This window comes from Aquisalinus luteolus (genome assembly GCF_009712425.2).
Lineage (GTDB): Bacteria > Pseudomonadota > Alphaproteobacteria > Caulobacterales > Parvularculaceae > Aquisalinus > Aquisalinus luteolus.
The window spans coordinates 283,133-305,313 of the sequence record NZ_VCJR02000001.1; the positions used below are offsets into that span (position 1 = coordinate 283,133).

Consider the following 22,181-nt stretch of genomic DNA (forward strand, 5'->3'; position numbering starts at 1 on the left):
GGCTACATGAAACCCGAACAGTTTCGGCACTATTGAAATTAAGAGGATCGAACGCCCATGACCTATCTTGCCCTTGTCCGCCATGGCCAGAGTGCCTGGAACCTTGAAAACCGTTTCACCGGCTGGGTCGATGTCGATCTGACCGATCAGGGCCGGGAAGAGGCGACAAAGGCAGGTGACCTGCTGTCGAAGGAGGATATCGAGTTCGCCGCTGCCTACACATCGGTCCTCTCGCGCGCGATCCGTACCCTGAACATCGCCCTCGACAAGATGGACAAGTCCTGGCTGCCGGTCACGAAGGACTGGCGTCTGAACGAGCGCCATTATGGCGGGCTGACCGGCCTGAACAAGGCCGAGACGGCTGAAAAGCATGGCGACGAACAGGTGCTGGTCTGGCGCCGCTCCTACGACACCCCGCCGCCTGAGCTGGAAGATGCGAGCGCGTTTCCGTCGCTGACCGATGGCCGCTACCCGTCAGGCGTCACCATGCCGAAGACGGAATCGCTGAAGACGACCCTAGACCGCGTCCAGCCCTACTGGGAGGCGGATATCGCGCCCCGCGTGAAGGCCGGCGAAAACCTGATCATTGCCGCCCACGGCAATTCCCTGCGCGCGCTCGTGAAAATGCTGTTCAACGTCTCCAATGACGACATTGTCGGTGTCGAGATGCCGACCGGCAACCCGCTGCTGATCGAGCTGAAGGATGGCAGCCTGGAGATCGTCTCGGCCCGTTACCTCGACGCATCCCGCGCGACGGAAATCCCGCCCGCGAAATGATCCTCCCGCCAGGCGCCGGGGGTCATCCCCTCGGCGTCCTTGAAGGCACGGTTGAACGGCCCGATAGAGCCGAAGCCGCATTCCATAGCAATCGACAGCACCGACCATTCTGCGCAGGCAGGGTCGGACAACAGCCGCTTCGCGTGGTCGATGCGATAGCTGTTTACCAGCCGGTTGAAACTGGCGAACCCGGTCGCCCCGGTGATGGCGCGGGATATCCTGTATTCAGGCTCACCAAGTCTGGCGGCGATGTCGCTGACTTTCAGGCTCGCATCGGTGTGCAGGTCCTGGCCAGCCATCAGGTCTGTCAGGCGTTGGGCGATCTGCCTGTCGGCATCGGTTGCCTGCCGCTCGATCCGTCTCGCCTGCTTTGTGCCCGCCGTCATGGCGGGCAGGGGATGCTGGCTGCGATAGATGACGGCAAGGGTTGCCATGCAAAGGGCTATGATTGAGCACGCCACCTTGACGATGGAAAGCGCCTGCGATCCGTCACCTGAGGAGGCGACAGCCTGTCTCTCCCAGATAACCGCAACAGCAACGAGTGCGGCATAGCCGAAGATGAAGGCCAACCTGTAAATTCTCTCTGCCCGGGGCAGGCCGCGGCGGAACCCTTCGATCGGTTCGATCAGGGCAAGCAGCAACACGGTTGAACTGGTCAGCGAATGGATGGTGCCCACCATGCCGAGAATGGCGCCCTCGTCATCGAGACCGATCTGCCCGGCACCGACCAATACCGCGCCGGCGGCATAAAGGGCGGCGACCACCCCGATGGGCCAGAGCATCGCGGCATCCGGCCCCCTGAACAGGGCGCGCGATAACAGCCAGCTCATCCCGCAGGACGGCAGGCCGATAATCGCAATCACCGTGCCGAGCATGCCCAGCTGCAGTCCGGCGGCCTGCGCCTGCAACAGGCCGAAACAGAAAATCCCCAGGGCAAAGAACGCCCAGTACAAGTGAATTGGCTGGGTCAGCACCTTCCGATACGCCCCCAGCATGGACAGCGTCAGCCCCGCGGAAAAAAGCGGCGCGGCCATGAAAATATGAGCGGCGTTCACCGACCTTCTCTCCCGTTTCGTCCTGCCAGTCCGTACAGGCTACACCGCCTGCACCCTTCGGGCCAGACGCTCTTTCGCCAGAATTTCTTGCGGCATTATCGATGTCCGATTTCCAAATCGGCCAGACTTCATGCCCCGAAACCGGGATTGATCGACCTGTTCACCAGCCGGCGCAGCCCGGCACAGGCAGGAAAGGTCTCCCCCCATGTCCCGGCAATTCATGTCCCGGCAATCCATGTCCCGGCAATCCATGTCCCGGCAATCCCCGTCAACCACTCCCACGAGCCTGTCGGCAAAGCTCCTCAAAGCAAGCGGTGTCCTCTGGTTCATCGCCGCGGCGACAGGCCAGCTCGCTTTCATCGCCTTCATCGTGCTCTATTACTACACTCGCACCCTGAGCGGAAATTTGTCCGCCTGGAACGACAAGCCGATCATTCAGGGTTACACGGCTGGCGATGACGCCGGCAATTTCATGTTCGCCGTCCATGTCCTGCTCGCTGCCATGATCACGCTGGCGGGTATCCTTCAGCTGATCCCCGGCCTGCGCCGCCGCGCCCCGGCCCTGCACAGTTGGAGCGGACGGCTGTTCATGCTGATGGCTGTGATCATGGCGGCTGGCGGGCTGTGGCTGGTGATAGTGCGCGGCACCTACATCACCGTGATCAGCGCAATACCGACATCGATCAATGGCGTCCTGATCCTGATCACCGCGGGCGTCGCGCTTTATTTTGCCGTGACCCGGCAGATCGACCGTCATCGCCGCTGGGCGATGCGCCTGTGGCTGCTCGTCAACGGTGTCTGGTTCTTCCGTATCCTCATCATGGCCTGGGCCATCATAATGCAAGGGGCGGGGCTGACGGACACCTTGTCGAGCCCGGTCGACCTTGGCATTGCCGCGTCCAGCTATTTGCTGCCGATCGGCATATTGCAGCTCTACCTAATGGCGCAGGACACATCACACATGGTCCCGAAAATCGCCATGTCGGTGCTGCTGCTGGTCTGTACCGGGATAATCGCCATCGGCACATTCGGTGCCGTTGCCTTCATGTGGTGGCCCTATATCTGACCGGGCCGATACGGCCTCAGCGATAGCAGTTGAAGTTCATATAGGCCCAGCGCACGGATTCGGTGTTGATCTCGTTATCGACCGCGACCGCTTCCGTGCCGCCCTTGGCGATGCAGGCGGCCGTTGCATTGCGGGTCAGCTCGGCCATGGAGTAGTTGTAGGGATCGTATTGCAACGAGACGACATCGAACGGCATGCGGATATCTTTCCTGCCGAACGCTTCACAACCGCAAAGCAGCAGCGCGATAAAAACAACCAGACCGTAGCGTAGCATCTCGAACCTTCCCCATCTTCCCACGACACACCCCGTAAGGGCCTGAAAAGGCTAGCACGGTAGGACGGGCCTGTCTGCATTCTTGTGAAACGCGGGATTTTCGATGCTTGCGCAGCAAAAAGGGCGCCTGAGATGTGTCAGGCGCCCGATCTGCAGCAAATGGGAGTTTGCGGGTAATTTTCAGTTATGCGGCGTCATTCTTGCCGAGCAGCTTGCCCGGGCCGCGAAGGACGTTGCCTTTTGCCTGGGAAATCTCGATCTTGCGCGGTTTCTTCGCTTCGGGGATCTCGCGTTCAAGGTCGATATTCAACAGCCCGTTCTCCAGGCTCGCGCCGGTGACGCGCACATGCTCGGCCAGTTGGAAGCGGCGCTCGAAGGAGCGACCGGCGATGCCCTGATGCAGGAACTGGCGTTGCTCGCCACCTTCAGGCTCGTTGCGCTTGCCGGTGATGGCCAGGGTCTGCTCGGTGACTTCGATGTCGAGGTCATCCTCGCCGAAGCCGGCAACAGCCAGGGTGATGCGGTAATTGTTCTCGTCTGCCAGCTCGATATTGTAGGGCGGATAACCGGAGCCATCGAGCTTGTTGACCGTGTCGAACAGCTCGTTGAACAGGCGGTCGAAACCGACGGTCGAGCGATATAGGGGGGTCATGTCATAGGTTCTCATGGGTCTTCATCCTTCTGTAGAAGCAATGGTTACTGAAACTGGCCCGTCATCCCGTCTGGCGATGGCAGGCCGTCAAAGCGCCGGAGCCTTCAGGCCTCCGACCTGACTGAGATGTGACCGGTTTTTTGCCATTTCAAGAGGTCCAAAACCGAAAAAATGCCGGGAAAAGATCAGGTAACGCGCAGGAAATCCGCCATTTCCGCCCTCTGCGCGCGCCATGCTGGCTATGCGGCCATCCCTTTCTATATCGTCAAAAGCACCCTAAAAGGGGCCTGCATCAAGCAAACCGATGGGGATTGAGACGATGAAATACACAGCTTCCATACTGGCCCTTCTCATGGCCGGCACGCTCGCTGCCTGCAGCGCAGAAACGACCGACAGTGCCGATAATACAGCGGCAGACTCCGCCCCGGCGCAGGAAACCATGGACACCGAGACAACGGCGCAGGCGCCGACGCTCGAAGAGATTGTCTCCAGTGATCAGCGCCCTGCCGAATATGCCGCGCGCGACCAGTATCGCAATCCGGTCGAGACGCTGGAATTCTTCGGCATCGAGCCGGACATGACCGTCGTCGAAGTCTGGCCGGGCGGCGGCTGGTATGCCCATATCCTCGCCCCCTACCTGGAACAGGGCGGTGGCGACTATATCGCAGCCGGGTTCGAGATCGGTGACAGCGAACGGGCGCGTCAGTCCTTCGAGAGCTTCCAGTCTGCCATGTCCGAATATGGCGATGTCGACTTCACGGTCCTTTCCGCCAATGCAGACGGCGTCGCGCCTGAAGGCAGCGCCGACATGGTCCTGACCTTCCGCAATGTCCATAACTGGATGAGTGGTGGATTTGCCGACAAGGCGTTTGAGGATTTCTACGCAGCGCTGAAGCCGGGCGGCACCCTTGGTGTCGTTGAGCACCGCCTGCCTGAGGATCGGGCCGAAGATGCCGAAGGCGGCTATGTCAAGGAAAGCGCCGTCATCGCCATGGCAGAGGCTGCCGGCTTCCAGTTCGTCGAGGCAAGCGAGATCAACGCCAACCCGGCGGACACGGCGGATCACCCGTTCGGTGTCTGGACCCTGCCTCCCAACAGCCGCAGCAGCAATTATGGCGAGGACCCGGATCCGGAGTTCGATGGCTCGAAATATCTGGAGATCGGCGAAAGCGACCGCATGACGCTGAAGTTTTCAAAGCCGGTCACGGCTGATGGCGCCATGCTGGAATAGCACCGCATGGAAGAGCTGCTGGCACAGGCGGGAGACTATTTCCGCAGGCGTTTTGACGGGGTGATCCGTATCGAGATCGATAATGCCTCGTCAGCAATCTGGGTCGACGGGCGGACAGAGCCGCCTGTCGTCTCCATGCAGGCGCCGGAAAATGTCAGCAGCGATTTCTGCCTTTGGCGCACCTCCAGCAACACGTTGACGCGCATCCTGTCGCCGGAAACGCGGCGGCTGGAGGGGGCCTATATCGCCGGTCGGCTCGCCATCTCCGGCGATATGGCGGTGATGTCACGGCTGGAGATCGGCGAGGAATGACCGGGTCATGAACGAGCTATCACTGGAACCAGCTGACTTCATTGAAATCGATGCGGCCCCGGTGCCCCCGGGTGCTAAGTGCTTCTTCCTGCCGACGCCGGACGGCGCGCACCTGCGGGTGGCAACGTTTGCCGCCGACGAGCCACGCGGTACCATCGTGCTGTTGAATGGTCGTTGCGAGATCATCGAGAAATATTTCGAGGTCACGCAGGAGCTTCTCTCACGCGGGTTCAATGTCGCGACCATGGACTGGCGCGGGCAGGGGCTTTCCTCGCGCATGCTGGCGGTCAGCGAGAAGGGCCACATAAAGAGTTTCGGCACGTATCTCGCCGACCTGAAGCTGTTCCTGAAAAAGGTCGTGCAGAAACAGTTCCCCGGACCGTACTTCGCGATGTCCCATTCCATGGGCGGCACGCCATTGCTGCAATTGCTGGCGGAGGGCTATGACGGGTTCGAGGGGGCCGTGCTGTCCTCACCCATGACCCGCCTGTTCAAAAACCTGCCGACCCGTCACGCCGTCCGGCTGATGGCGCAAGGGGCGGTGACCATGGGCATGGGACAGAAACAGATCTTCGGCATCCCCGAACATTCCATGCATTTCGAGGGCAACAACCTGACCTCCGACGAGCCGCGTCACACCATGTTCCGGCAGTTGCTGGAGGCAGCGCCCAATGCCGCTGTCCATGCGCCGACCTATGGCTGGCTGAAGGCAGCGATCGAGGCACTGGACGAGATCAATGCGCCCGGTGCACTCTCCGGCATAAAGATCCCGGTGCTGATCGTCTCGTCAGGCGATGACACCACTGTCGATGGGGCGAATTCGGTACGGCTGGGTAAGCTCTATGACCAGATCACCACGATAGAGGTCGCGGGCGCCCTGCACGAAGTGCTGATGGAACAGGATGTCTATCGCGACCAGTTCTGGCAGGCCTTCGATGCCTATATGGCCGAGCGTCTGCCGGATGCGGTTTCACCTGCCGCTAATGATCACTCCGCCGAAGCCTCGTAAACGATTTCTCCGTCTACAATCGTCATCACCGCTTTCACGCCCGGCAGGTCGCCTGAGGGCATGGTCATGATGTCGCCGTCCAGCACCGTGATGTCCGCCTTCTTGCCCGCCTCCAGCGTGCCCAGCCGTACCTCGTTGAAGCTGGCAAAGGCCGGATTGATGGTGAACAGGTCAAGGGCCTCTGCCCGCGACAGGGCCTCGTCAGGGTGCCAGTTGTCACCACGATAGCCTTCAAGGTCACGACGGGCCACCGTCGCATAAAACTCGATCATCGGGTCCCCGCGCTCCACTGGTGCGTCGGAGCCACCGGCGATGATCGCGCCTGAGTCCGACAGGCTGCGCCAGGCATAGGCGCCGGTCAGGCGTTCATCGCCCAGCCGCGCCGGGGCGAAGTGCAGGTCACCGATGGCGTGGGAGGGCTGCATCGACGCGATGATGCCCAGCGCCGCAAAGCGCGGGATGTCAGCGGGGTCGACGATCTGTGCATGCTCCACACGCCAGCGTGGGCCATCGGCATAGGTCAGTCGATCGGCGGGCAGGATATCCTCATACCAGTCCAGCACCAGCGTGTTGCCGCGATCGCCGATCGCGTGGGTCGTCACTTGGATGGAGTTGTCATAGGCCTTGCGATAGCCGGCCATCGCCTCTTCCGGTGTCATCAGCAACAGCCCGCTCGTCTCCGGCTGGTCCGTATACGGTTCATGCAGGGCGGCACCGCGCGAACCCAGCGCCCCGTCGACATAGAATTTCACCGCGCGCGTCGTCACCTTGCCGTCATTCAGCTCCCAGATGCCGCTTTCGATCAGCGCATCCATGTCGCCCGGGTTGATGGCGTTGTAGACGCGGATCGGCATTTCGCCGGCTTCTTCCAGCTCGCCGATGATCTGCGCATCGCGGATATCCACCGACATGTTGTGCAGCCCGGTCCAGCCCCAGGAGGCATAGACTTCCGCACCCTTTTTCAACGCTTCGCGGCGTTCGGCATCGCTCGGTTCATCGATCAGGGCACGGACGGGCCGGTCGGCGGTATCGATCAGCATGCCAGTGGCGCGGCCATTGGCGTCGCGCTCGATGCGTCCGCCATCAGGGTCCGGCGTCTCATCTGTGATGCCGCCGGCATCCAGCGCGGCGGAGTTCGCCACCGTCGCATGGCCGTCGGCCCGCACCAGCACGACCGGATTGTCCGGCGCAGCCTCATCAAGGTCATCGCGATTGGGGAAACGCCCTTCCGGCCAGCCGGTCTCGATCCAGCCGCGGCCGAAGATCACCTCGCCTTCAGCCTTTCCTTCGGCCTCTGCGGCGATGCGTTCTTTCAGTTCGGCGATGGAGGCAACACCCTCAAGGTTCAGCGTCAGCTCGCGCTGGCCGATGCCGATCAGGTGGGCATGGGCGTCGGTGAAGCCGGGATAGGCGACCTTGCCGCCGTCAAGAATGATAAGGTCACCGTTGAAATCTGCGCCGCGCTCGATCGTGTCGAGATCAAACGTCTCCGTGCCCACTTCGTGCACATAGCCGTCCTTGATCGTCACCCATTCGGCGACCGGCGCGGTCTCGCTGCCAGTATAGATCATGCCGACAATCACAGTATCGAAGGGTGGCGGCAGCGCGGCCTCACCCGGGTTTGTACTACTATCAGATTCCGTACCCGAACAAGCTGTCGAAAGTGCAAAAAGGCTGCACAGCAGCGCGTGGTTGAGCCGTCCCATGTATTGGTCCCCTTATGCTCTCCCCTCTGTGAAGCAGACTCAAGCGCTGCCCCCGGCAAGTCAACCCTGCCGGAGGCGTTTAATCCGTTTTAAGCGTTTGTATCAGGAGATAACGTCTACTGCGCAACCTCGCGCAGGGCCTCGCCGCCTTCTGCCGCACCGGCGCGCGCAGCAAGATCGCCGAGGCTGACAATCCCGACGAGCCTGTCCTCGTCATTGACAACCGGAAGGCGGCGCATCTGGATATCGCCCATATTGCGGCAGACCTCATCCACCGTCTGGCTCTCCCGGCAATAGCGGATTTCGCCCGTCATCGCGCTGCGAACCTCTGCGGCATTGATGTCGCCGCCATCGGCAACGCAACGGGTGACGATATCGCGGTCGGTGATCATCCCGACCAGCCTGTCGTTCTCACCGACGGGCAGGGAGCCGATATCGCTGTCGCGCATCATCTTTGCCGCATGCGGAATGCTGGTGCCGGGTGTGGCGAATTTCACGTCCGTCGTCATGATGTCCCTGATATGCTGGGTCATTGGTTTCCTCCTTCGGATCTGTTCTCGCTCGCCCCGGTTGGACTCAGGTGACAGGGCAACCCGGGATCATGTTCCCGCCACGACAGGGAAGGGGCATGTATTATCCGTAAGGGGCCTATTCGGCAGGTCAGTGGGCTTTAACGGCTTTAAAGCTCCCGGAAAAGCAAAGAGGCCGCCGCCGCGATTGGGGTAACGCGGGCAGGCGACCTCTCGTCAGAATGAAAGGTTAGGGGGAAACCCTTACTTCTTCTTCGGGGCGGCTTTCGGGGCCGGCTTCGTGCCAGGTTTGGACGGAGCGGCGGGTTTTGCTTTTTTGTCTGCCATGTTGGCCTCCATGAGTGTACCGGCAAATCCGATACTGCCCCATATTTTATGCTGTCCGTGACGGCCCGCAATGGGGTCGCCCGGCTGCGACGATCACATATTGTTTCCAAACGGATCATTTTTGTTGATTTTTGCCCTCCGAAGGAGGCGAGCCACCCGCCCGCGCGTCCCGCTGCCCCGCTCCGCTCCTGCCGCTTGTGTCTCCCTCGTCCCCAAGAAACCCCTCGACGCGGGCCGCCATATCGGCTATGCACGCGAAAATTTTGCGCCGCAACAAGAGCGCCCCAACCCCCAACCCATATAAGCGCCCGACACGGCCCGCCGAAAAGAGTATCGTCATGACCACGCCCGCCCTTCGCAACATCGCCATCATCGCGCACGTCGACCACGGCAAGACCACGCTTGTCGACGAGCTGCTGCGCCAGTCCGGCGCCGTCGCCGCGCACTCCGACATGGCAGAGCGCGCCATGGATTCCAACGATATCGAGCGCGAGCGCGGCATTACCATCCTCGCCAAATGTACGAGTGTCGAGTGGGAGAGCCCCTCTGAAGGCCCGATGCGCCTGAATATCATCGATACGCCGGGCCACGCGGACTTCGGCGGCGAGGTCGAGCGCATCCTCTCCATGGTCGATGGCTGCCTCCTGCTGGTCGATGCCGAGGAAGGCCCGATGCCGCAGACCAAGTTCGTCCTGTCCAAGGCGCTGGCGCTGGGCCTGAAGCCCATCGTCGTCCTCAACAAGGTCGACCGCCCCAATGCCGAGCCGGACCGCGTGCTGGACGAGGTGTTCGACCTGTTCGCGTCGCTGGGCGCAAACGAAGACCAGCTCGATTTCCCCGCGCTCTATGCATCCGGCAAGGAAGGCTGGGCCGATACCGAGCTCGAGGGCGCGCGCGAGGATCTGAAGCCATTGTTCGAGACGGTTGTCAAACACGTGCCGTCCCCGCCGATCGAGGAGGGCGCCGCCGAGCAGCCCTTCCGCATCCTCGCAACGACGCTGGAAGCCGACCCTTTCCTCGGCCGCATCCTGACCGGCCGCATCGTCTCCGGCCGCCCGCAGCCGGGCCTGACCTACAAGGCCCTGTCCGTCGACGGCAAGCTGATCGAGCAGGCCCGCATGACCAAGGTGCTAGCCTTCCGCGGGCTGAAGCGCCAGCCGGTCGACACGGCCGAGCCCGGCGACATCGTCGCCATTGCCGGCTTCCAGAAGGCGACCGTCTCCCACACCATCTGCGACACGTCCGTGACGAAGCCGCTGGAAGCCCAGCCGGTCGACCCGCCGACCCTTTCCATCACCATCTCCGCCAACGACTCCCCGCTCGCCGGCCGCGAGGGCGACAAGGTCCAGTCCCGCGTCATCCGCGAGCGGCTGCTGCGACAGGCAGAGGGCGACGTCGCCATCCGCGTGACCGAAACCGAGAACAAGGACGCCTATGAGGTCGCCGGCCGCGGCGAGCTGCAGCTCGGCGTGCTGATCGAGAACATGCGCCGCGAGGGGTTCGAGCTCGCCGTCTCCCGCCCGCGCGTCCTCACCTTCACCGACGAGGAAACCGGCCAGCTGATGGAGCCGATGGAGGAGATCGTCATCGACGTCGATGACGACTATTCCGGCGCCGTCATCGAAAAGCTGACCCAGCGCAAATGCGAGCTGAAGGAAATGAAGCCGACCGGCGGCGGCAAGACTCGCCTCGTCCTGCACGGGCCGGCCCGCGCCCTCATCGGCTATCACGGCGAATTCCTGACCGACACGCGCGGCACCGGCGTCATGAACCGGTCGTTCCTCGAGCATGGCCCCCACAAGGGCAAGATCGAGGGCCGCCGCAATGGCGTGCTCATCTCCAACGGCCAGGGCGATGCCGTGCCGTTCGCCCTGTGGAACCTGGAGGAGCGGGGGGTCATGTTCATCTCCCCCGGCGAGAAGGTCTATCTCGGCATGATCATCGGTGAGAACGCCAAGCCGGACGATCTCGACGTCAACCCGCTAAAGGCCAAGCAGCTGACAAACATGCGCGCCAGCGGCAAGGACGAGGCCGTGCGCCTGACCACCCCGCGCAGACTAAGTCTGGAACAGGCCATCGCCTATATCGACGATGACGAGCTGGTCGAGGTAACCCCCCAGAACATCCGCCTGCGCAAGAGGGAGCTGGAACCCCACATGCGCAAGAAGCGCGCTAAGGACAAAGAGAACGCATAGGGCGCGCGGATCAAAACCCGAGGGGCATTTGCTGCATTTGCAGTGCCCCAGATTCGACAATTTTCTCTTTTTCAATTTCAAAATTAGTAATCAGAATTTCGCTGGTTTTGCCTCGATGGGACGCGTTAGCGGAAATGACACTACTTCGATTGACTTCATACTGATGCCAATCAGAATATAGCTCTCGAATTGATTCATGATTGGCATTGCTCACGATCACAGATGCTCCACGAGATGAGGCGTCTTCTAAGGCATCGTGTAGACGCACCTGATCTTCCCATAAGAAGATTTTGTCGTTGTATTTAACAAAGCCATTCAAATTATGGCGGACTGTGTAAGGAGGGTCTGCGTAAATCAAGTCCCTTTCATTTGTCGCACTAATGACTTTTTCAAAATCTGAACACTGAATACTCGCTCTTCGAAGTTGTTTGGCGGTGCGTTCAAAATCATCAGAAGGGAGGCGTATTTTTGTCTTAGACCCAATTGGTACATTGAATGTGCCACTTAAATTAACGCGATAGATACCGTTAAAGCAGGTTCTATTTAAATAAGTGAATTGAACGGCTCTATCAAAATTCGATTCATAAAATCTCGATCTTTCGGCATAGTAAAATTCTTTCGAGTGAAGTGGTTCGTATGAGTAGAGTGCGTTCTGAAACTGAATTGGATTTTGCTTCAGTTGCTTATATGTATTGATTAGATCGCTGTTGATATCGGATAGGAGAGCTTTTGGCGGTGCTAAGCAGAAGAAGAGCGCGCCGCCACCGAGGAAGGGCTCGACATATCTCGCGCCTTCAACATCGATAAGATCCTTTAAAAATGGTGCTAGCCAACGCTTTCCGCCGGGCCATTTTAGAAAAGGCTCGAGATGGTCCTTACTCTGATTCATTGTGATCAGCCGCGCTTATCTGGTTTATAAATTTGGCGTGTACGAAATCAACTATATTAACTTCCGCATCAGTCAGTCTGCGATTTGTACTCTGGTGAGTTGTTTTCTTACGTATGTCGTTTATTTTGTCCATCCACTTCAGGTTTTTTGCTTGGCCTTTTTCACCGGGAAGAGGGATGTCAAAAATGGCTTTGAAGTGATCCCAATTTTCCTTTTTTTCCACGATTTTGCGGTATTCTATGAAGAATAAATATTCTTCCAAGGGGCCTCGCTCATCTGGATCAACATCTTGGCTGCGAGCATAGGCATCTGTTTTCATGTCTTTATTAGTGACTCCACGCTCCCAATACTGACTTTCGCCATAAATCTGTCGAAACTTATTGAAAATGGCGTTGCATACTAGTTGGTTTAATTCCTGCACCTTTGCTGAGGCTTCATTCAATCTCTCGGTATTTTGTTCCGCAAGCCAAGTCTCAAAAATTGGAGGGCCAAATTCTGGATAGTTCCGCCTTATGATGCGAACTAATTTGAGAAACACCTCTTGGGGGGCTTTGCTGCCGTATGGCACATCTTCTTTAAATAGCCTTGATACACCCTTGGCATCTAAAGTCTTAATTTCATCAATTATCGGTGTAACATAATCTTGAAGAAATAATGATATCTCTGTGGTATCCAGCTCTTTAACTTCATTACGCGTATCATTCTCATAGTCACGGATCGCCTCGGATATTACAAAGAATAGCCCGCCCACACCGGCATTCGTGCATATACCGCCATCCTGTCCAGCTCTCCATGCCTTTGGATTAGCCTCGGCCAACAAGCCGAATATGTCGTCAAGACAATTTCTTGCGCGGTCGAGTGTCTCGTAATCATCTTTGCCAGTAAATGGCCCAGATTGATATGCTTTCAGCTTTTGGCTTACAGAGCCGAGTAAGCCAGAGCGTCGTAATGCCTCTTCAAGCTGAGGCAATGTTAGGCACGTTTCTCGACTTCCGCGAAGTCCAGTTTGAACGATTCTTTCATGAAAGGGGCTGGATGGATCTGAGCCAAGTGTATTTACTAATCGCGAAGCTATTGCCGTTAGGCGTTGTCGAGGATTGTCAGAATCCCAATGAAGTTCTCCCTGAAGATCGGCGAGAAGTGTTCTCGGTACGGACTTCTGCTCATGATTTATTGTGACAAATAGGTCAGCCTCGTCTTCAAAATCCATTTTCTCAAATGCCAACACTAGAACATTATCACTTGCTTGGTGGTGCTCTAGCCCTGAGAAGCCATATAATCTATGTTGGCCGTCAATTACGTAAGCAGATTTATATTTTTCAGGAAAGTGAAGTAAGCCAAAATGAATTCCAGCTTCATCTTCCTTTTTAATTGTATCGAATCTTGCTTTGTCGCGGAAATTGACAATAATGTTGGTGGGAAAAAATCCACCCTTCTCAATAAAATTCCCAATATCTTTGATTCGCTTTTTATTTATCAATCTTTGATATGTCGGCATCCCCTTAGGGTCATTGAGTGTTCTATGGTTGACGAATGCTATCTTGAGTAGCCGATCCGGAGTGGTAACAAACGAGTAAAAGGTTCTCCCGCCGAGTTTTCCCCTAATGGCGGGAACGGATCTGTTTTCTAACCCCGGCACTTTCTGGCCTTCAAGGAAATGCGCTAAAAACTGGTATCTTCCCGCTGGCCCCAAGTGTTTAGCTAATTCGAGGAAGTATCGTAATTCTCGCTCGGTAACGACTGCTATTTGCTCGCCTGTCGCTCTGTCTTTATCGGGAGTGGACCAGATAATTTTATCCGTAACGATAGCCCAGATGATTTTCGGCTTGAAGTTGTTGCCATAATGCTTCCGAATAGCGTCGGCGATTGGTTTTTTGAGATTCGAAAACTCTTCAATATCTTTCTGGAGACTACGCTTCCGGAGTTCAGAGCAAGCCTTGCATTCAGCGACGATAACGGTTTCATCATCTTTAGCGAAAACATCGATTTGTTTGACGCCCTCTACATTTCCTCGCCGTACGAATTTAACTTGAAATTTTCTACCTTGATTGAGCTCTGAAAATCCAAGGGCGTCTAATAACAGCCAGAAGCGATTTTCGAGTTCTTCGTCTATAGATTTTTCACGTTTGATGCGAGTTTTGTACTTATGTTTCTTATCAAGCTCCCATCCACCTTTATCAATGAGGGCATCGGCTTGGCTGTGCGTCAGAGTCTCGCGAACATAAGAATCTTTCCGCTTTTTTCTTTCCGTAGTACGGGAAGAGGGTGTCGTTATGAGTGGGTACAGAATATCTTCAGCCATAGCGCATCCCTTACGTCAATCTCCCTATTTCTTATTTATAATCAATAAATGTATGATTCGTATATTCATGGTTGTGGGATTTGCCAGCACAATCTTATCCCCGCTCATTCACACCCCCTTATTCTCCCCCGTGACGCCGGGGTGAGGACCCTGGCGCAGGCGTTGCCTGACCCCGTGACCTGCGGGGGCGGGCGGCGTATCAGGTTTCGGGTGGCCGAGGTTCCGGTGGAACTGGTGAGGGTGTGCGCAAGCTTCGCATCGTCCGTCCGAGCGGTGTTCCGTCATTTAGCATGGCGGACGGGAGAGCTGGGTATCGGCCCCGCACCAGATCACCGCCGTGGAAGTGGGCCTTGCCCATACCACTAGATTCTTGAAGGGCACCGCCCCGCTTCCACGGGCCCCCTTTATTGCGTCGAAGCCCGCAGGGCGAAGACGGATCGTTTAAACACCGCAGTGAACTCTGACGGTGCGCTTAGTGCTGCCTTCCGTGTCATCCCGCCGAAGGCGCAACACCAAGCCGGCTCTACGCGCCGATCCTACGTGACAAGCGCTCCACCCTTGCTATGCTGCCCCGGCCAGAACGGAGAGGGGATATGGCGACCACTATCATCGAGATCGGCGTTGACGCCGTGCAGGCGCTACGTGACAGGCTGGCTGAGCGATCCGATATCGCCCCCGGCTCATCACTCCATGCCGCGATCGACGCCATGCTGGCCCGGTTCGGGCTCAATGTCGGGGCGTGGCAGTTTCGCAGGGCGCGGAAATCGCACTGCGCGCGCCAACTGGCTGACGGTACAGTCCTCGTTGTGCCATTCCTCAACATCATCCTGAGCCGTTCGAAAGATGTGGACGCTCTGGGCATCGATACCGCCAAGGGAAATTGGGACGATCGCTGGACCCTTACCGGCAAGGTTCGGTCCGCGCTCAATCATCTGCTTGCCGAACATGGTTTCGGTGCGGAGGATATCTCCGACCACGCCTATATTTTCATCGGCGAGGCATGGGACCATCTCGTGCGCGATGCGCTGGGCCGGGCCCTGAAACCGGCCGTTTCGGCATTGGTCATCGACCGGTCGTCGCAGGCGGGCCAGCGTGTCGAACCGAAATATCTTTTCTGGAATTCCAGTGGTCTCTATTCGGTCATCTACGAGAACTGCAAAGACTACGACCACGTCCTGCCAGCGGGGCAGATGATCACCGATCAGGTGAACGCCCTCTTCGTGGAGGCTGACAGGGACAAAGCCTGCGGGTCTCTCGATGTGGCGATGGACTTCCTGCATCTGGGGATGAAAGATCTCGACCTGCATGGTCTTTCGCGGGAGGATTGAGGCCGGCCTGAAGGGAGTGTTGCGTGACATACACCTCTCCCTTGCTATGCTGGCCCAAAGAGAGGGGACCCATCCATGCTCACCAAACGCACTGCCATCGCCGCACTCACCGCATCGCTCGTCGCCGCCGTCACCAATGCCTCCGCACAGGAGTGCCCGGTGCCATCCACGTCGGATACCGTGCTGATGACCGGCTACAACTCCACGACCGAGCACAGCTGGTACACCCAGCAGGCGGGCGAGACCGTCTATATCGGCGCGACGTGGGAGTTCTCCGAAAGCGTGCGCGAGAATTACGAGATCCTCGAGGCCTATCCGCTCTATGACTCGACGGAGATTTTCGACAAGCCGCTGTCGGATGTCACCTTCCCGTTCCCGACGGTCAACTGGGCCGAGCGTGCGGTCGCGCCGACCTATGTGCGCTTCGTCGGCGTCGAGGAAGACGCGATCGAGGCCTATTCCATGGGCATCCTGTTCCTGAACCTTGAGGGCTTTTTCGAGATCGAGGTCACCGACAGCGCCGACATGCAGCTGCTCACCCTCGGCAAGGTCGAAGAGCCGTCGGATGGCGCGGCGGCGGCTTGTCAGGCATGGCTGGATGAGCCGATGGCAGAAGAGGACTAAACGCGCTAGGCTGCCTGAAAATCATACAGAGGGAAGAAACATGACACTGCTCACGCCATCGCGCCTTGCGCTCATCGCCGCCCTGTCATTCGCTGCGACACCTGCTCTCGCACAGGAGAAAAGCTGGCAGCTGCCAGACGACAGCGCTGTCGATGCGGTCGTCGATGGTTACGTCGACAATGGCTCGCTGCCCTTCCTCTATGTCAGGCTGGAAGATGCGAGCGGTGATGTCGTCTATGAGCATTCGGCGCGGAACAGCGATCTCGTCAGCCAGCCGGTCGATGGCGACACCTGGCTGCGCGTCTGGTCGATGAGCAAGATCATCACCATTTCCGCCGCGCTCGACATGATCGAGGATGGCCTGCTGAAATTCGATGATCCGGTAACGGACTATATTCCGGAGTTTTCGGACCTCACCGTGGCGACCGGCCCGAATGGCGAGAACCTCGCCGAGATGGCCGGGCAGGCCTGGGGTGACGAGGCCGTGCGCGAGACATTGCAGACCATGCCGTGCCCGTTGCCGACGGTGCCGGTCGAAACCGTCATGACCGTACGCGACCTGCTGAACCATAAAGGCGGGTTTTACTACACCTTCCAGCCAACCGAATGCCTCAATGCCGTAATGGGCGAACAGGAAATCGGCGCAGCACAGAACAGCGACGAGCTGATCGCCGATCTTGCCGCCCTGCCGCTGATCCGCCAGCCGGGCGAGGGCTATTATTACGGCATGAACACGACGGTCCTCGGTCTCGTCATGGAGCGGGCGGCGGGCCAGTCATTGCAGGAGATCGTCCGGGAGCGGATCACCGGGCCGCTCGGTATCGAAACCCTGCGCTATGGCCTGCCAGAAGGCGAGGAGATGCTGCCACGTTTCACCGGCAATGGCGGTGAGCTGAAAGTCACCGACCCGGCAGCGCTGGACATCTATCGCACACCGCCGCAGGGCTATGACCCGGACGTGCCGCTCTATCTCGGCGGCGAGGGTATGATCGGTACGACCGCCGCCTATGCCGATTTCCTGCACATGCTTCTTGGGCGTGGCGCCGTGGGGGAGACAAGAATTCTCGATGAAATCACCATTGAGGGTCTGACCTCGCCGCATACACAGATCGTGAGCGAGGAAAACTACAATGGATATAATCTCGGTGTGAACGACGGGGTGTGGACCGGCGGTGGCTACGAAGGTACCTATTTCTGGATCGATACAGAGCGCGAGCTGATCGGCCTCGTCATGAGCCAGGTTCATAACCGCCCGGCGGCCGGCAATGACGTCAACGATGTCGTACGGGATGCAATCTACGATCAACTGGAACAGATTGACCGCTAGGTCGGGGCTTGCGGTGCGAACCGCCAGTCCGTTCTAGAGCCGCCAGATGAACCAGCTTGTCGGCAGGCCGACAAGCAAGACGAAAAGCAGGGCGACGGCGAGGCTCATGCCCCCGAATACCATCAGGCCGGCGAGCGCGGCAACAGCCAGCATTGGGACGCTCATCGCCCGTATGATCCGTGTCAGGACGAAAGCGGTTACGTCTTCGGCGGCAGGAGCTGCGCTCAACTGGCGCGCTCCATAGCGGGCGCGGCGATATTCGTCGATGGATGTCTCTACCATCTGTCAGTCTCCGATAAGTCGCGATTGTTACAAGGTTACGTGCCTAAGGCTCGCGGGGGTGATTCGGTTCCGCAAAAACTGCGCCAGATGGCCATGATGGGGCCAAAAGAAGCCCCTGTTGCACAAACTCAACGCTTTCTGTGTTGTAACGGGACGCTAATCATAAGGCGGAGGAGGAACTGAACAGGCAAGTTCGCGTTCGTAGAATCAAGTGATGACGGTTGAAGAAGTTTACAGCCATCAAATCACCTGAATGTGATCCTCAGCCAGTCACAATTATTTGTTTGTATGGCAACTGTCCGCCCCTTGCGGAGCTGGCCTGATGCCACCACATTCCGGCCATATTCAGAGAGGTCTTTATGAAATTCTGTTTGTCTCCCTTGGCGCCGATGCTCGCGCTGGTCGGGATCGAGGCGGCCATCGTGACGGCACTGATCGTCTGGCTGGTATTGTCCTGGGTCGGTCTTGCCGCTGTCGGGCCCATGCCTGAAATCATTCTCGCCGCTATCGCTGCGACGGGCGTCATCATGGCCCTGTTGCCTGTTGCCCGCCTGGCTGCCAGCAAGGAAGCGCTGCTGTGCAGTGAAAAGGCTGGCGACGCCAGTTAGCAAGTCTTGCAAGGGGTGGCCTGCTGTCGTTCTGGAGAGCGGCTACTCCACCCACATTCCTCGTGCCTTGTGCCATTGCTCAAGGCTTTCTTCCGGATAAAGATCGAAACACTGATCGTTTTCGCCCAGTTGCGGAACCACCCAATTTGCCTTGAACTTCAGCATCAGATGTACGCTTTCCGGCGGCTCTGGCAGGTCCGTATCCATGGCAGAGGCGAAGGGGTGGATCAGGTCCGGCCAGTTCGGGTCATACATCCATATGGCGCTGGCGCATTTCGAACAGAAATTCCGTTCGCCCGAACTTGTCTCGCAGGTGCCGTCGCGGTCTATTGCGGCGTGGTATACGGACAGGCTTTCCTTGCCGTCGATCTTCATTGTCCGGTTGTCGGCACCCAGATTGATGGCATAGCCACCACCACCCGCCGTCTTGCGGCATATGCGGCAATAGCAACGCTGATAGGGAACGGGTGTGTGGCTGTCGACGCTGAAGCGAACAGCGCCGCAACGGCAAGAGCCTTCAAGATGCATGGGCATGGGAATTCCTTTCGGTGTTTGCGGTTGCGGTATTGTTTCAGGCGGCGCTGCGCCATTCAGTCCAATAGAGCTGCCAGCGCTCCTGCAGGGCGTCGGCATCCTCCGCAAACAACCGCCGGCCAAGCGGCAGGGCTTCCTCCAGTAACTCATCCTGCCTTGCCTTGATTGCCCCGAGCAAAAGGTCGCCGAGGCGCGGGTCTTTCTTGATTGTATCCCACTCGCCCATCCGGCGCTCGAACACGGAGAGGTCATGGTGATCGCCGAGCAGGTCGCTCAGGCGATCAGCCAGGTCGCGACGTGTGTTCACCATATCGGGCCAGATCTCGCGCAACAGGCGGGCATGGTACCAGTGATATTTCACCCGCTTGCGCCACTCGTGCCACGCGGCGGGGGAAGGGTCGTCCTCGGCTGCGGCCAGCGCCTTCTGCGCCCGGCGATAGGTTTTGGTGAGACCGCCAGCCAGCGCCTCGAACCCGTCTTCCTTCACCTTCCAGTCGTGCGAGCGGTCGAGCGCCTCGCTCATGATGAAGCGGAAATCGGCGAGCCTGTCCTCGATCACATCGTCTTCTGTCGTGTCCGACAGCAGCTCGATCAGCTCATCACGCAGGGGCAGGACGGCGTCATGCTGCAACTGGTCAGCATAGGCGGCCTCCAGCCTGTCCAGCGTCTCGACCATCACCTCTGCATCGCGGGCGGCTGAAAGGTCGCGGGCGGCATCGCGGAAGGCCTTGTTTTCCTTTGAGTATTTCTTGAAACAGGGCCGCACCAGCCGGATCAGCCCGCGCAGTTTCTTGCAGCGCTTGCGCACCTGGTGGATGGTCTTTCCTGATGGAATCGAGCCATCGTCGATTTCCTTCAGGGCCTTGACGAGCTGGCTTTTGGCCAGCCGCCTGACGCCCTTCTGGACCGATTTATCCTTTAGTTTCAGGTGATAACTCATAGGCATATGACACGCAGGGACCCCGGCGCGTTCCCGAATGCTGCCTGATGGCAGCGCCCGAGAAAACTATTCGGCAGTTGCCTTTTTTCCGCTTATGATGTGAGGATAGAGAGCGGTCGTTCTCTGAACGGGCGGCTTTGGGGGTCAAACTGGGGATTTGCGGGCCCGTCATCGGGTCTGAACTGGGGTGTTGTATCTATGGGTAAGTTTCTCGCACTCGTTATCGGCATCGCCGGCGGCCTTCTGGGCTCGCAGGCACCGGGTTTCACGCTGCAATATATGCAGGACCTGTCGGGCCGCGTCGCCCAGTTGAAGGAACTGGTCGAAGAGTTCGACGCCGGTATCGCCCGTTATGGATATACCCGTGAACAGGCCCTGCGCGAATGCACCGATGCCGAGGGGCTGCTCGATGCCCTGTGCGACGGCTACGAAGTGACGGTGCGCGACTATCTTGACCTCAGTGCCCATCTGGAAGAGCTGCGTGCTACCTCCGATTATGAACGCCCGATCCTGCTGGCGCGGACCTATCGCGAGAATGTCGTCGACTCGGTGATGGAAGAGTTCAAGCCCGCCGTGCCGACGACTGCCGATGGTGCCGCCTATGCCGGTGGCGGCCTTGCCGGGTTCTGGGCGATCTTCTCTGGCATTTGGGCGCTCATCACTGCGCCTTTCCGCCGCCGCGCCGAAGCCTGATCCATACCGATAGCAGTAGACAGAAACCCTGGCTGGTCCTATTGGCGCGTCACTTCACGAAGAGTGACCGACAATGAGCCACGCACCGACAATCGAGACCGACATCCTGCCCTTCGATGTGGCGGGCCTGTGCGACGAGCTCGTCCGTCAGGGCTGGTCAGTGCGCTCACTCTCCATGCGTAAGCGGCTGATGGGCGCGCTCAGGCAAGAATTGGCTGGGCACCGCGATGAGGAATCGCTGGCCCCCGCCGGTATCGGCAGGTCGGACGATTTCCAGCTCGCCCGCTCGATCCGCCGCGACCGCATCCTCTGGCTCGATGGGCAAAGTGTCGCCCAGAAAGCTTACCTGGCCTTTGCGGAAAAGCTGCGGGTCGAGCTGAACCGCCGCCTTATGCTTGGCCTGTTCCGCTATGAGGCGCATTTTGCGCTCTACGAGGCAGGCGGCTTTTACAAGATGCACCGCGACTCTTTCGTCGGCGCGCGCAATCGGCTGGTCTCGACCGTGCTTTATCTGAACGAGGACTGGCAGCGCGCCGATGGCGGCCTGTTGCGGTTATTTGGCGAGGATGAGGAAACAGTCCTGCATGAGGTCGTTCCGACCATGGCGACTTTTGCCGTCTTCCTGTCCGAGGAAGTGCCCCATGAGGTGACAGTCGCAAACAGGCCGCGTGCGTCCATCGCTGGCTGGTTCCGCTGCAATGACCTGATCGCGACACCGGCTCTGCAGGGCTCGGGCCTCGCCGATCGCCTGTAAAGTCGGCTCCAGCTATCTGTTAAACAGCCAGAAGGCGAGGGACAGGACGGCGCTGAGAATCAGGCAGGTGACGATCGGGAAATAGATTTGCGTAGTCTCGCCGCGAAAGATGATGTCGCCGGGCAGGCGCCCCAGGCCGAGACGGGACAACCACGGCCATAAAAACCCGGCAAGCACCAGGGCGATCCCGGCAATGATCAGCAATTTCTGCATGACCATTATATGATCACTCGGTCAGCCATTCACCACAGCCCCGCAGCCTTTCGCTATTGATGACCGCCGTGACGGAATAGGCATATTCGCTGCCATTCATCGGGTCCATGCAGTCTTCGCGGATGACGGTCAGCTCCAGCGTGTCGCTGCCGGACTGCATAGAGAGGTCGAGCGGGCCTTCCATGTCGTCCGTCTGTTCGAACGGGAAGGTAGCGGACTTTGTCGCATACTGCCATTCGATGGTGACATCCTGCCCGGCGGTCAGCTCCAGGATCCAGCCCGGTTCCTGGCCGATGGCGGTGAAGTCCACCTGGCCGTCTGCCGCGCGTTTCGAGCCGGGTTTGAAGTCCGGGCGATCCGGGCTGACGTCCGAGCCGAGGTCTTCTTCGGCAGCAGGGTCGGATACTGCAATTTCCCGATTGGCGGCGTCGTCGCAGGCAGCCATCAGGCACAGGGCTGAGGTACTCAGGATAAGCCTTTTCATGATGTCTTCTCCCTTGGTCTTTCTCTGGCAACAGGATCGCAGGCCGCGCGGTTCACTTTTGCCAACCGT

General features: G+C 58.6%; 24 protein-coding genes. 12 read left to right on the plus strand and 12 right to left on the minus strand.

What is annotated here, in order from left to right; all coding sequences use genetic code 11:
* Positions 1-57: 57 nt before the first annotated feature.
* The gene (gene gpmA / locus FF098_RS01140; protein ID WP_155136165.1) at positions 58-777 is read left to right on the plus strand and encodes a 2,3-diphosphoglycerate-dependent phosphoglycerate mutase; all 720 of its coding nucleotides are present in this window, start codon (positions 58-60) and stop codon (positions 775-777) included.
* Here gpmA and FF098_RS17895 read toward each other — a convergent pair.
* On the minus strand, positions 732-1,832 hold the full coding sequence (locus tag FF098_RS17895) for a helix-turn-helix domain-containing protein (protein ID WP_155136168.1): 1,101 nt from the start codon (positions 1,830-1,832) through the stop codon (positions 732-734). The genes gpmA and FF098_RS17895 overlap by 46 nt on opposite strands.
* Positions 1,833-2,037: 205 nt before the next feature.
* On the opposite strand from FF098_RS17895, the gene FF098_RS01150 reads away from it, so the two are divergent.
* The gene (locus FF098_RS01150; protein WP_205967330.1) at positions 2,038-2,898 is read left to right on the plus strand and encodes a DUF2306 domain-containing protein; all 861 of its coding nucleotides are present in this window, start codon (positions 2,038-2,040) and stop codon (positions 2,896-2,898) included.
* Positions 2,899-2,914: 16 nt separating this feature from the next.
* Here FF098_RS01150 and FF098_RS01155 read toward each other — a convergent pair whose 3' ends face one another.
* A complete protein-coding gene (locus FF098_RS01155) occupies positions 2,915-3,172 on the minus strand; it encodes a hypothetical protein (RefSeq protein WP_155136170.1) in 258 nt (85 codons plus the stop codon).
* 184 nt (positions 3,173-3,356) lie between these two features.
* Positions 3,357-3,839, minus strand: coding sequence for an Hsp20 family protein (locus FF098_RS01160; RefSeq protein ID WP_155136173.1), 483 nt, complete (start codon positions 3,837-3,839; stop codon positions 3,357-3,359).
* Positions 3,840-4,143: 304 nt separating this feature from the next.
* Here FF098_RS01160 and FF098_RS01165 point away from each other — a divergent pair, with 304 nt between their 5' ends.
* The 3 genes from FF098_RS01165 to FF098_RS01175 are packed head-to-tail and all read left to right on the plus strand — an operon-like array spanning position 4,144 to position 6,376.
* On the plus strand, positions 4,144-5,055 hold the full coding sequence (locus FF098_RS01165) for a class I SAM-dependent methyltransferase (protein WP_188544038.1): 912 nt from the start codon (positions 4,144-4,146) through the stop codon (positions 5,053-5,055).
* Positions 5,056-5,061: 6 nt separating this feature from the next.
* Positions 5,062-5,367, plus strand: a complete 306-nt coding sequence (locus FF098_RS01170) for an SCP2 sterol-binding domain-containing protein (RefSeq protein WP_155136179.1) — start codon at positions 5,062-5,064, stop codon at positions 5,365-5,367.
* Positions 5,368-5,374: 7 nt separating this feature from the next.
* Positions 5,375-6,376 carry an alpha/beta fold hydrolase gene (locus tag FF098_RS01175; protein WP_155136182.1) on the plus strand — a complete coding sequence of 334 codons (1,002 nt, stop codon included), beginning with the start codon at positions 5,375-5,377 and terminating at the stop codon, positions 6,374-6,376.
* On the opposite strand, the gene FF098_RS01180 is transcribed toward FF098_RS01175, so the two are convergent.
* Both FF098_RS01180 and FF098_RS01185 read right to left on the minus strand, forming a co-directional pair.
* Positions 6,355-8,082, minus strand: a complete 1,728-nt coding sequence (locus FF098_RS01180) for an amidohydrolase (RefSeq protein WP_155136185.1) — start codon at positions 8,080-8,082, stop codon at positions 6,355-6,357. The two genes, FF098_RS01175 and FF098_RS01180, sit on opposite strands and share 22 nt — an antisense overlap.
* Before the next feature lie 116 nt (positions 8,083-8,198).
* Positions 8,199-8,615 carry a CBS domain-containing protein gene (locus FF098_RS01185; RefSeq protein WP_155136188.1) on the minus strand — a complete coding sequence of 139 codons (417 nt, stop codon included), beginning with the start codon at positions 8,613-8,615 and terminating at the stop codon, positions 8,199-8,201.
* A gap of 662 nt (positions 8,616-9,277) precedes the next feature.
* Here FF098_RS01185 and typA point away from each other — a divergent pair.
* Complete coding sequence (gene typA, locus FF098_RS01190; protein WP_155136192.1) at positions 9,278-11,134, plus strand: translational GTPase TypA; 1,857 nt, start codon at positions 9,278-9,280, stop codon at positions 11,132-11,134.
* A gap of 10 nt (positions 11,135-11,144) precedes the next feature.
* Here typA and FF098_RS01195 read toward each other — a convergent pair whose 3' ends face one another.
* Both FF098_RS01195 and FF098_RS01200 read right to left on the minus strand, forming a co-directional pair.
* Positions 11,145-12,023 (minus strand): DNA adenine methylase, encoded by an 879-nt coding sequence (locus FF098_RS01195; RefSeq protein WP_155136195.1) that lies wholly within the window; start codon positions 12,021-12,023, stop codon positions 11,145-11,147.
* On the minus strand, positions 12,010-14,325 hold the full coding sequence (locus FF098_RS01200) for a DGQHR domain-containing protein (protein ID WP_155136198.1): 2,316 nt from the start codon (positions 14,323-14,325) through the stop codon (positions 12,010-12,012). Before FF098_RS01200 ends, FF098_RS01195 begins: the two co-directional genes overlap by 14 nt.
* 593 nt (positions 14,326-14,918) lie before the next feature.
* Between FF098_RS01200 and FF098_RS01205 the strand changes: the two genes are divergently transcribed.
* From FF098_RS01205 to FF098_RS01215, 3 genes are all read left to right on the plus strand, one after another.
* Positions 14,919-15,653 (plus strand): hypothetical protein, encoded by a 735-nt coding sequence (locus FF098_RS01205; protein WP_155136201.1) that lies wholly within the window; start codon positions 14,919-14,921, stop codon positions 15,651-15,653.
* A gap of 75 nt (positions 15,654-15,728) precedes the next feature.
* On the plus strand, positions 15,729-16,277 hold the full coding sequence (locus tag FF098_RS01210; RefSeq protein WP_155136204.1) for a hypothetical protein: 549 nt from the start codon (positions 15,729-15,731) through the stop codon (positions 16,275-16,277).
* Between the two features lie 40 nt (positions 16,278-16,317).
* Positions 16,318-17,604 (plus strand): serine hydrolase domain-containing protein, encoded by a 1,287-nt coding sequence (locus FF098_RS01215; RefSeq protein ID WP_166426266.1) that lies wholly within the window; start codon positions 16,318-16,320, stop codon positions 17,602-17,604.
* Between the two features lie 33 nt (positions 17,605-17,637).
* On the opposite strand, the gene FF098_RS01220 is transcribed toward FF098_RS01215, so the two are convergent.
* Complete coding sequence (locus FF098_RS01220) at positions 17,638-17,886, minus strand: hypothetical protein (RefSeq protein WP_155136210.1); 249 nt, start codon at positions 17,884-17,886, stop codon at positions 17,638-17,640.
* Positions 17,887-18,245: 359 nt separating this feature from the next.
* Between FF098_RS01220 and FF098_RS01225 the strand changes: the two genes are divergently transcribed.
* The gene (locus tag FF098_RS01225) at positions 18,246-18,494 is read left to right on the plus strand and encodes a hypothetical protein (RefSeq protein WP_155136213.1); all 249 of its coding nucleotides are present in this window, start codon (positions 18,246-18,248) and stop codon (positions 18,492-18,494) included.
* 42 nt (positions 18,495-18,536) lie between these two features.
* Here FF098_RS01225 and FF098_RS01230 read toward each other — a convergent pair whose 3' ends face one another.
* Positions 18,537-19,028 (minus strand): GFA family protein, encoded by a 492-nt coding sequence (locus tag FF098_RS01230; RefSeq protein ID WP_155136216.1) that lies wholly within the window; start codon positions 19,026-19,028, stop codon positions 18,537-18,539.
* Between the two features lie 37 nt (positions 19,029-19,065).
* Positions 19,066-19,974, minus strand: a complete 909-nt coding sequence (locus tag FF098_RS01235) for a CHAD domain-containing protein (RefSeq protein ID WP_155136219.1) — start codon at positions 19,972-19,974, stop codon at positions 19,066-19,068.
* Positions 19,975-20,166: 192 nt separating this feature from the next.
* Here FF098_RS01235 and FF098_RS01240 point away from each other — a divergent pair, with 192 nt between their 5' ends.
* Both FF098_RS01240 and FF098_RS01245 read left to right on the plus strand, forming a co-directional pair.
* A complete protein-coding gene (locus tag FF098_RS01240) occupies positions 20,167-20,661 on the plus strand; it encodes a DUF2937 family protein (protein ID WP_155136222.1) in 495 nt (164 codons plus the stop codon).
* 73 nt (positions 20,662-20,734) lie between these two features.
* Positions 20,735-21,415 (plus strand): 2OG-Fe(II) oxygenase, encoded by a 681-nt coding sequence (locus FF098_RS01245; RefSeq protein WP_155136225.1) that lies wholly within the window; start codon positions 20,735-20,737, stop codon positions 21,413-21,415.
* A 12-nt stretch (positions 21,416-21,427) separates the two neighbouring features.
* Here FF098_RS01245 and FF098_RS01250 read toward each other — a convergent pair whose 3' ends face one another.
* Both FF098_RS01250 and FF098_RS01255 read right to left on the minus strand, forming a co-directional pair.
* Positions 21,428-21,628: a DUF2905 domain-containing protein gene (locus FF098_RS01250; RefSeq protein WP_155139299.1), complete on the minus strand. Its 201-nt coding sequence runs from the start codon at positions 21,626-21,628 to the stop codon at positions 21,428-21,430.
* Between the two features lie 13 nt (positions 21,629-21,641).
* Positions 21,642-22,112, minus strand: coding sequence for a hypothetical protein (locus FF098_RS01255; protein ID WP_155136228.1), 471 nt, complete (start codon positions 22,110-22,112; stop codon positions 21,642-21,644).
* Positions 22,113-22,181 lie beyond the last annotated feature (69 nt).

Coding starts and splice junctions, on each gene's coding strand:
- FF098_RS01200 (WP_155136198.1), bottom strand. CDS start 14,325: ATGGCTGAAGATATTCTGTACCCACTCATAACGACACCCTCTTCCCGT.
- FF098_RS01230 (WP_155136216.1), bottom strand. CDS start 19,028: ATGCCCATGCATCTTGAAGGCTCTTGCCGTTGCGGCGCTGTTCGCTTC.
- FF098_RS01195 (WP_155136195.1), bottom strand. CDS start 12,023: ATGAATCAGAGTAAGGACCATCTCGAGCCTTTTCTAAAATGGCCCGGC.
- gpmA (WP_155136165.1), top strand. CDS start 58: ATGACCTATCTTGCCCTTGTCCGCCATGGCCAGAGTGCCTGGAACCTT.
- FF098_RS01180 (WP_155136185.1), bottom strand. CDS start 8,082: ATGGGACGGCTCAACCACGCGCTGCTGTGCAGCCTTTTTGCACTTTCG.
- FF098_RS01245 (WP_155136225.1), top strand. CDS start 20,735: ATGAGCCACGCACCGACAATCGAGACCGACATCCTGCCCTTCGATGTG.
- FF098_RS01160 (WP_155136173.1), bottom strand. CDS start 3,839: ATGAGAACCTATGACATGACCCCCCTATATCGCTCGACCGTCGGTTTC.
- typA (WP_155136192.1), top strand. CDS start 9,278: ATGACCACGCCCGCCCTTCGCAACATCGCCATCATCGCGCACGTCGAC.
- FF098_RS01165 (WP_188544038.1), top strand. CDS start 4,144: ATGAAATACACAGCTTCCATACTGGCCCTTCTCATGGCCGGCACGCTC.
- FF098_RS01155 (WP_155136170.1), bottom strand. CDS start 3,172: ATGCTACGCTACGGTCTGGTTGTTTTTATCGCGCTGCTGCTTTGCGGT.
- FF098_RS01220 (WP_155136210.1), bottom strand. CDS start 17,886: ATGGTAGAGACATCCATCGACGAATATCGCCGCGCCCGCTATGGAGCG.
- FF098_RS01185 (WP_155136188.1), bottom strand. CDS start 8,615: ATGACCCAGCATATCAGGGACATCATGACGACGGACGTGAAATTCGCC.
- FF098_RS01235 (WP_155136219.1), bottom strand. CDS start 19,974: ATGCCTATGAGTTATCACCTGAAACTAAAGGATAAATCGGTCCAGAAG.
- FF098_RS01210 (WP_155136204.1), top strand. CDS start 15,729: ATGCTCACCAAACGCACTGCCATCGCCGCACTCACCGCATCGCTCGTC.
- FF098_RS01150 (WP_205967330.1), top strand. CDS start 2,038: ATGTCCCGGCAATTCATGTCCCGGCAATCCATGTCCCGGCAATCCATG.
- FF098_RS01250 (WP_155139299.1), bottom strand. CDS start 21,628: ATGCAGAAATTGCTGATCATTGCCGGGATCGCCCTGGTGCTTGCCGGG.
- FF098_RS01170 (WP_155136179.1), top strand. CDS start 5,062: ATGGAAGAGCTGCTGGCACAGGCGGGAGACTATTTCCGCAGGCGTTTT.
- FF098_RS01175 (WP_155136182.1), top strand. CDS start 5,375: ATGAACGAGCTATCACTGGAACCAGCTGACTTCATTGAAATCGATGCG.
- FF098_RS01225 (WP_155136213.1), top strand. CDS start 18,246: ATGAAATTCTGTTTGTCTCCCTTGGCGCCGATGCTCGCGCTGGTCGGG.
- FF098_RS01205 (WP_155136201.1), top strand. CDS start 14,919: ATGGCGACCACTATCATCGAGATCGGCGTTGACGCCGTGCAGGCGCTA.
- FF098_RS01255 (WP_155136228.1), bottom strand. CDS start 22,112: ATGAAAAGGCTTATCCTGAGTACCTCAGCCCTGTGCCTGATGGCTGCC.
- FF098_RS01240 (WP_155136222.1), top strand. CDS start 20,167: ATGGGTAAGTTTCTCGCACTCGTTATCGGCATCGCCGGCGGCCTTCTG.
- FF098_RS01215 (WP_166426266.1), top strand. CDS start 16,318: ATGACACTGCTCACGCCATCGCGCCTTGCGCTCATCGCCGCCCTGTCA.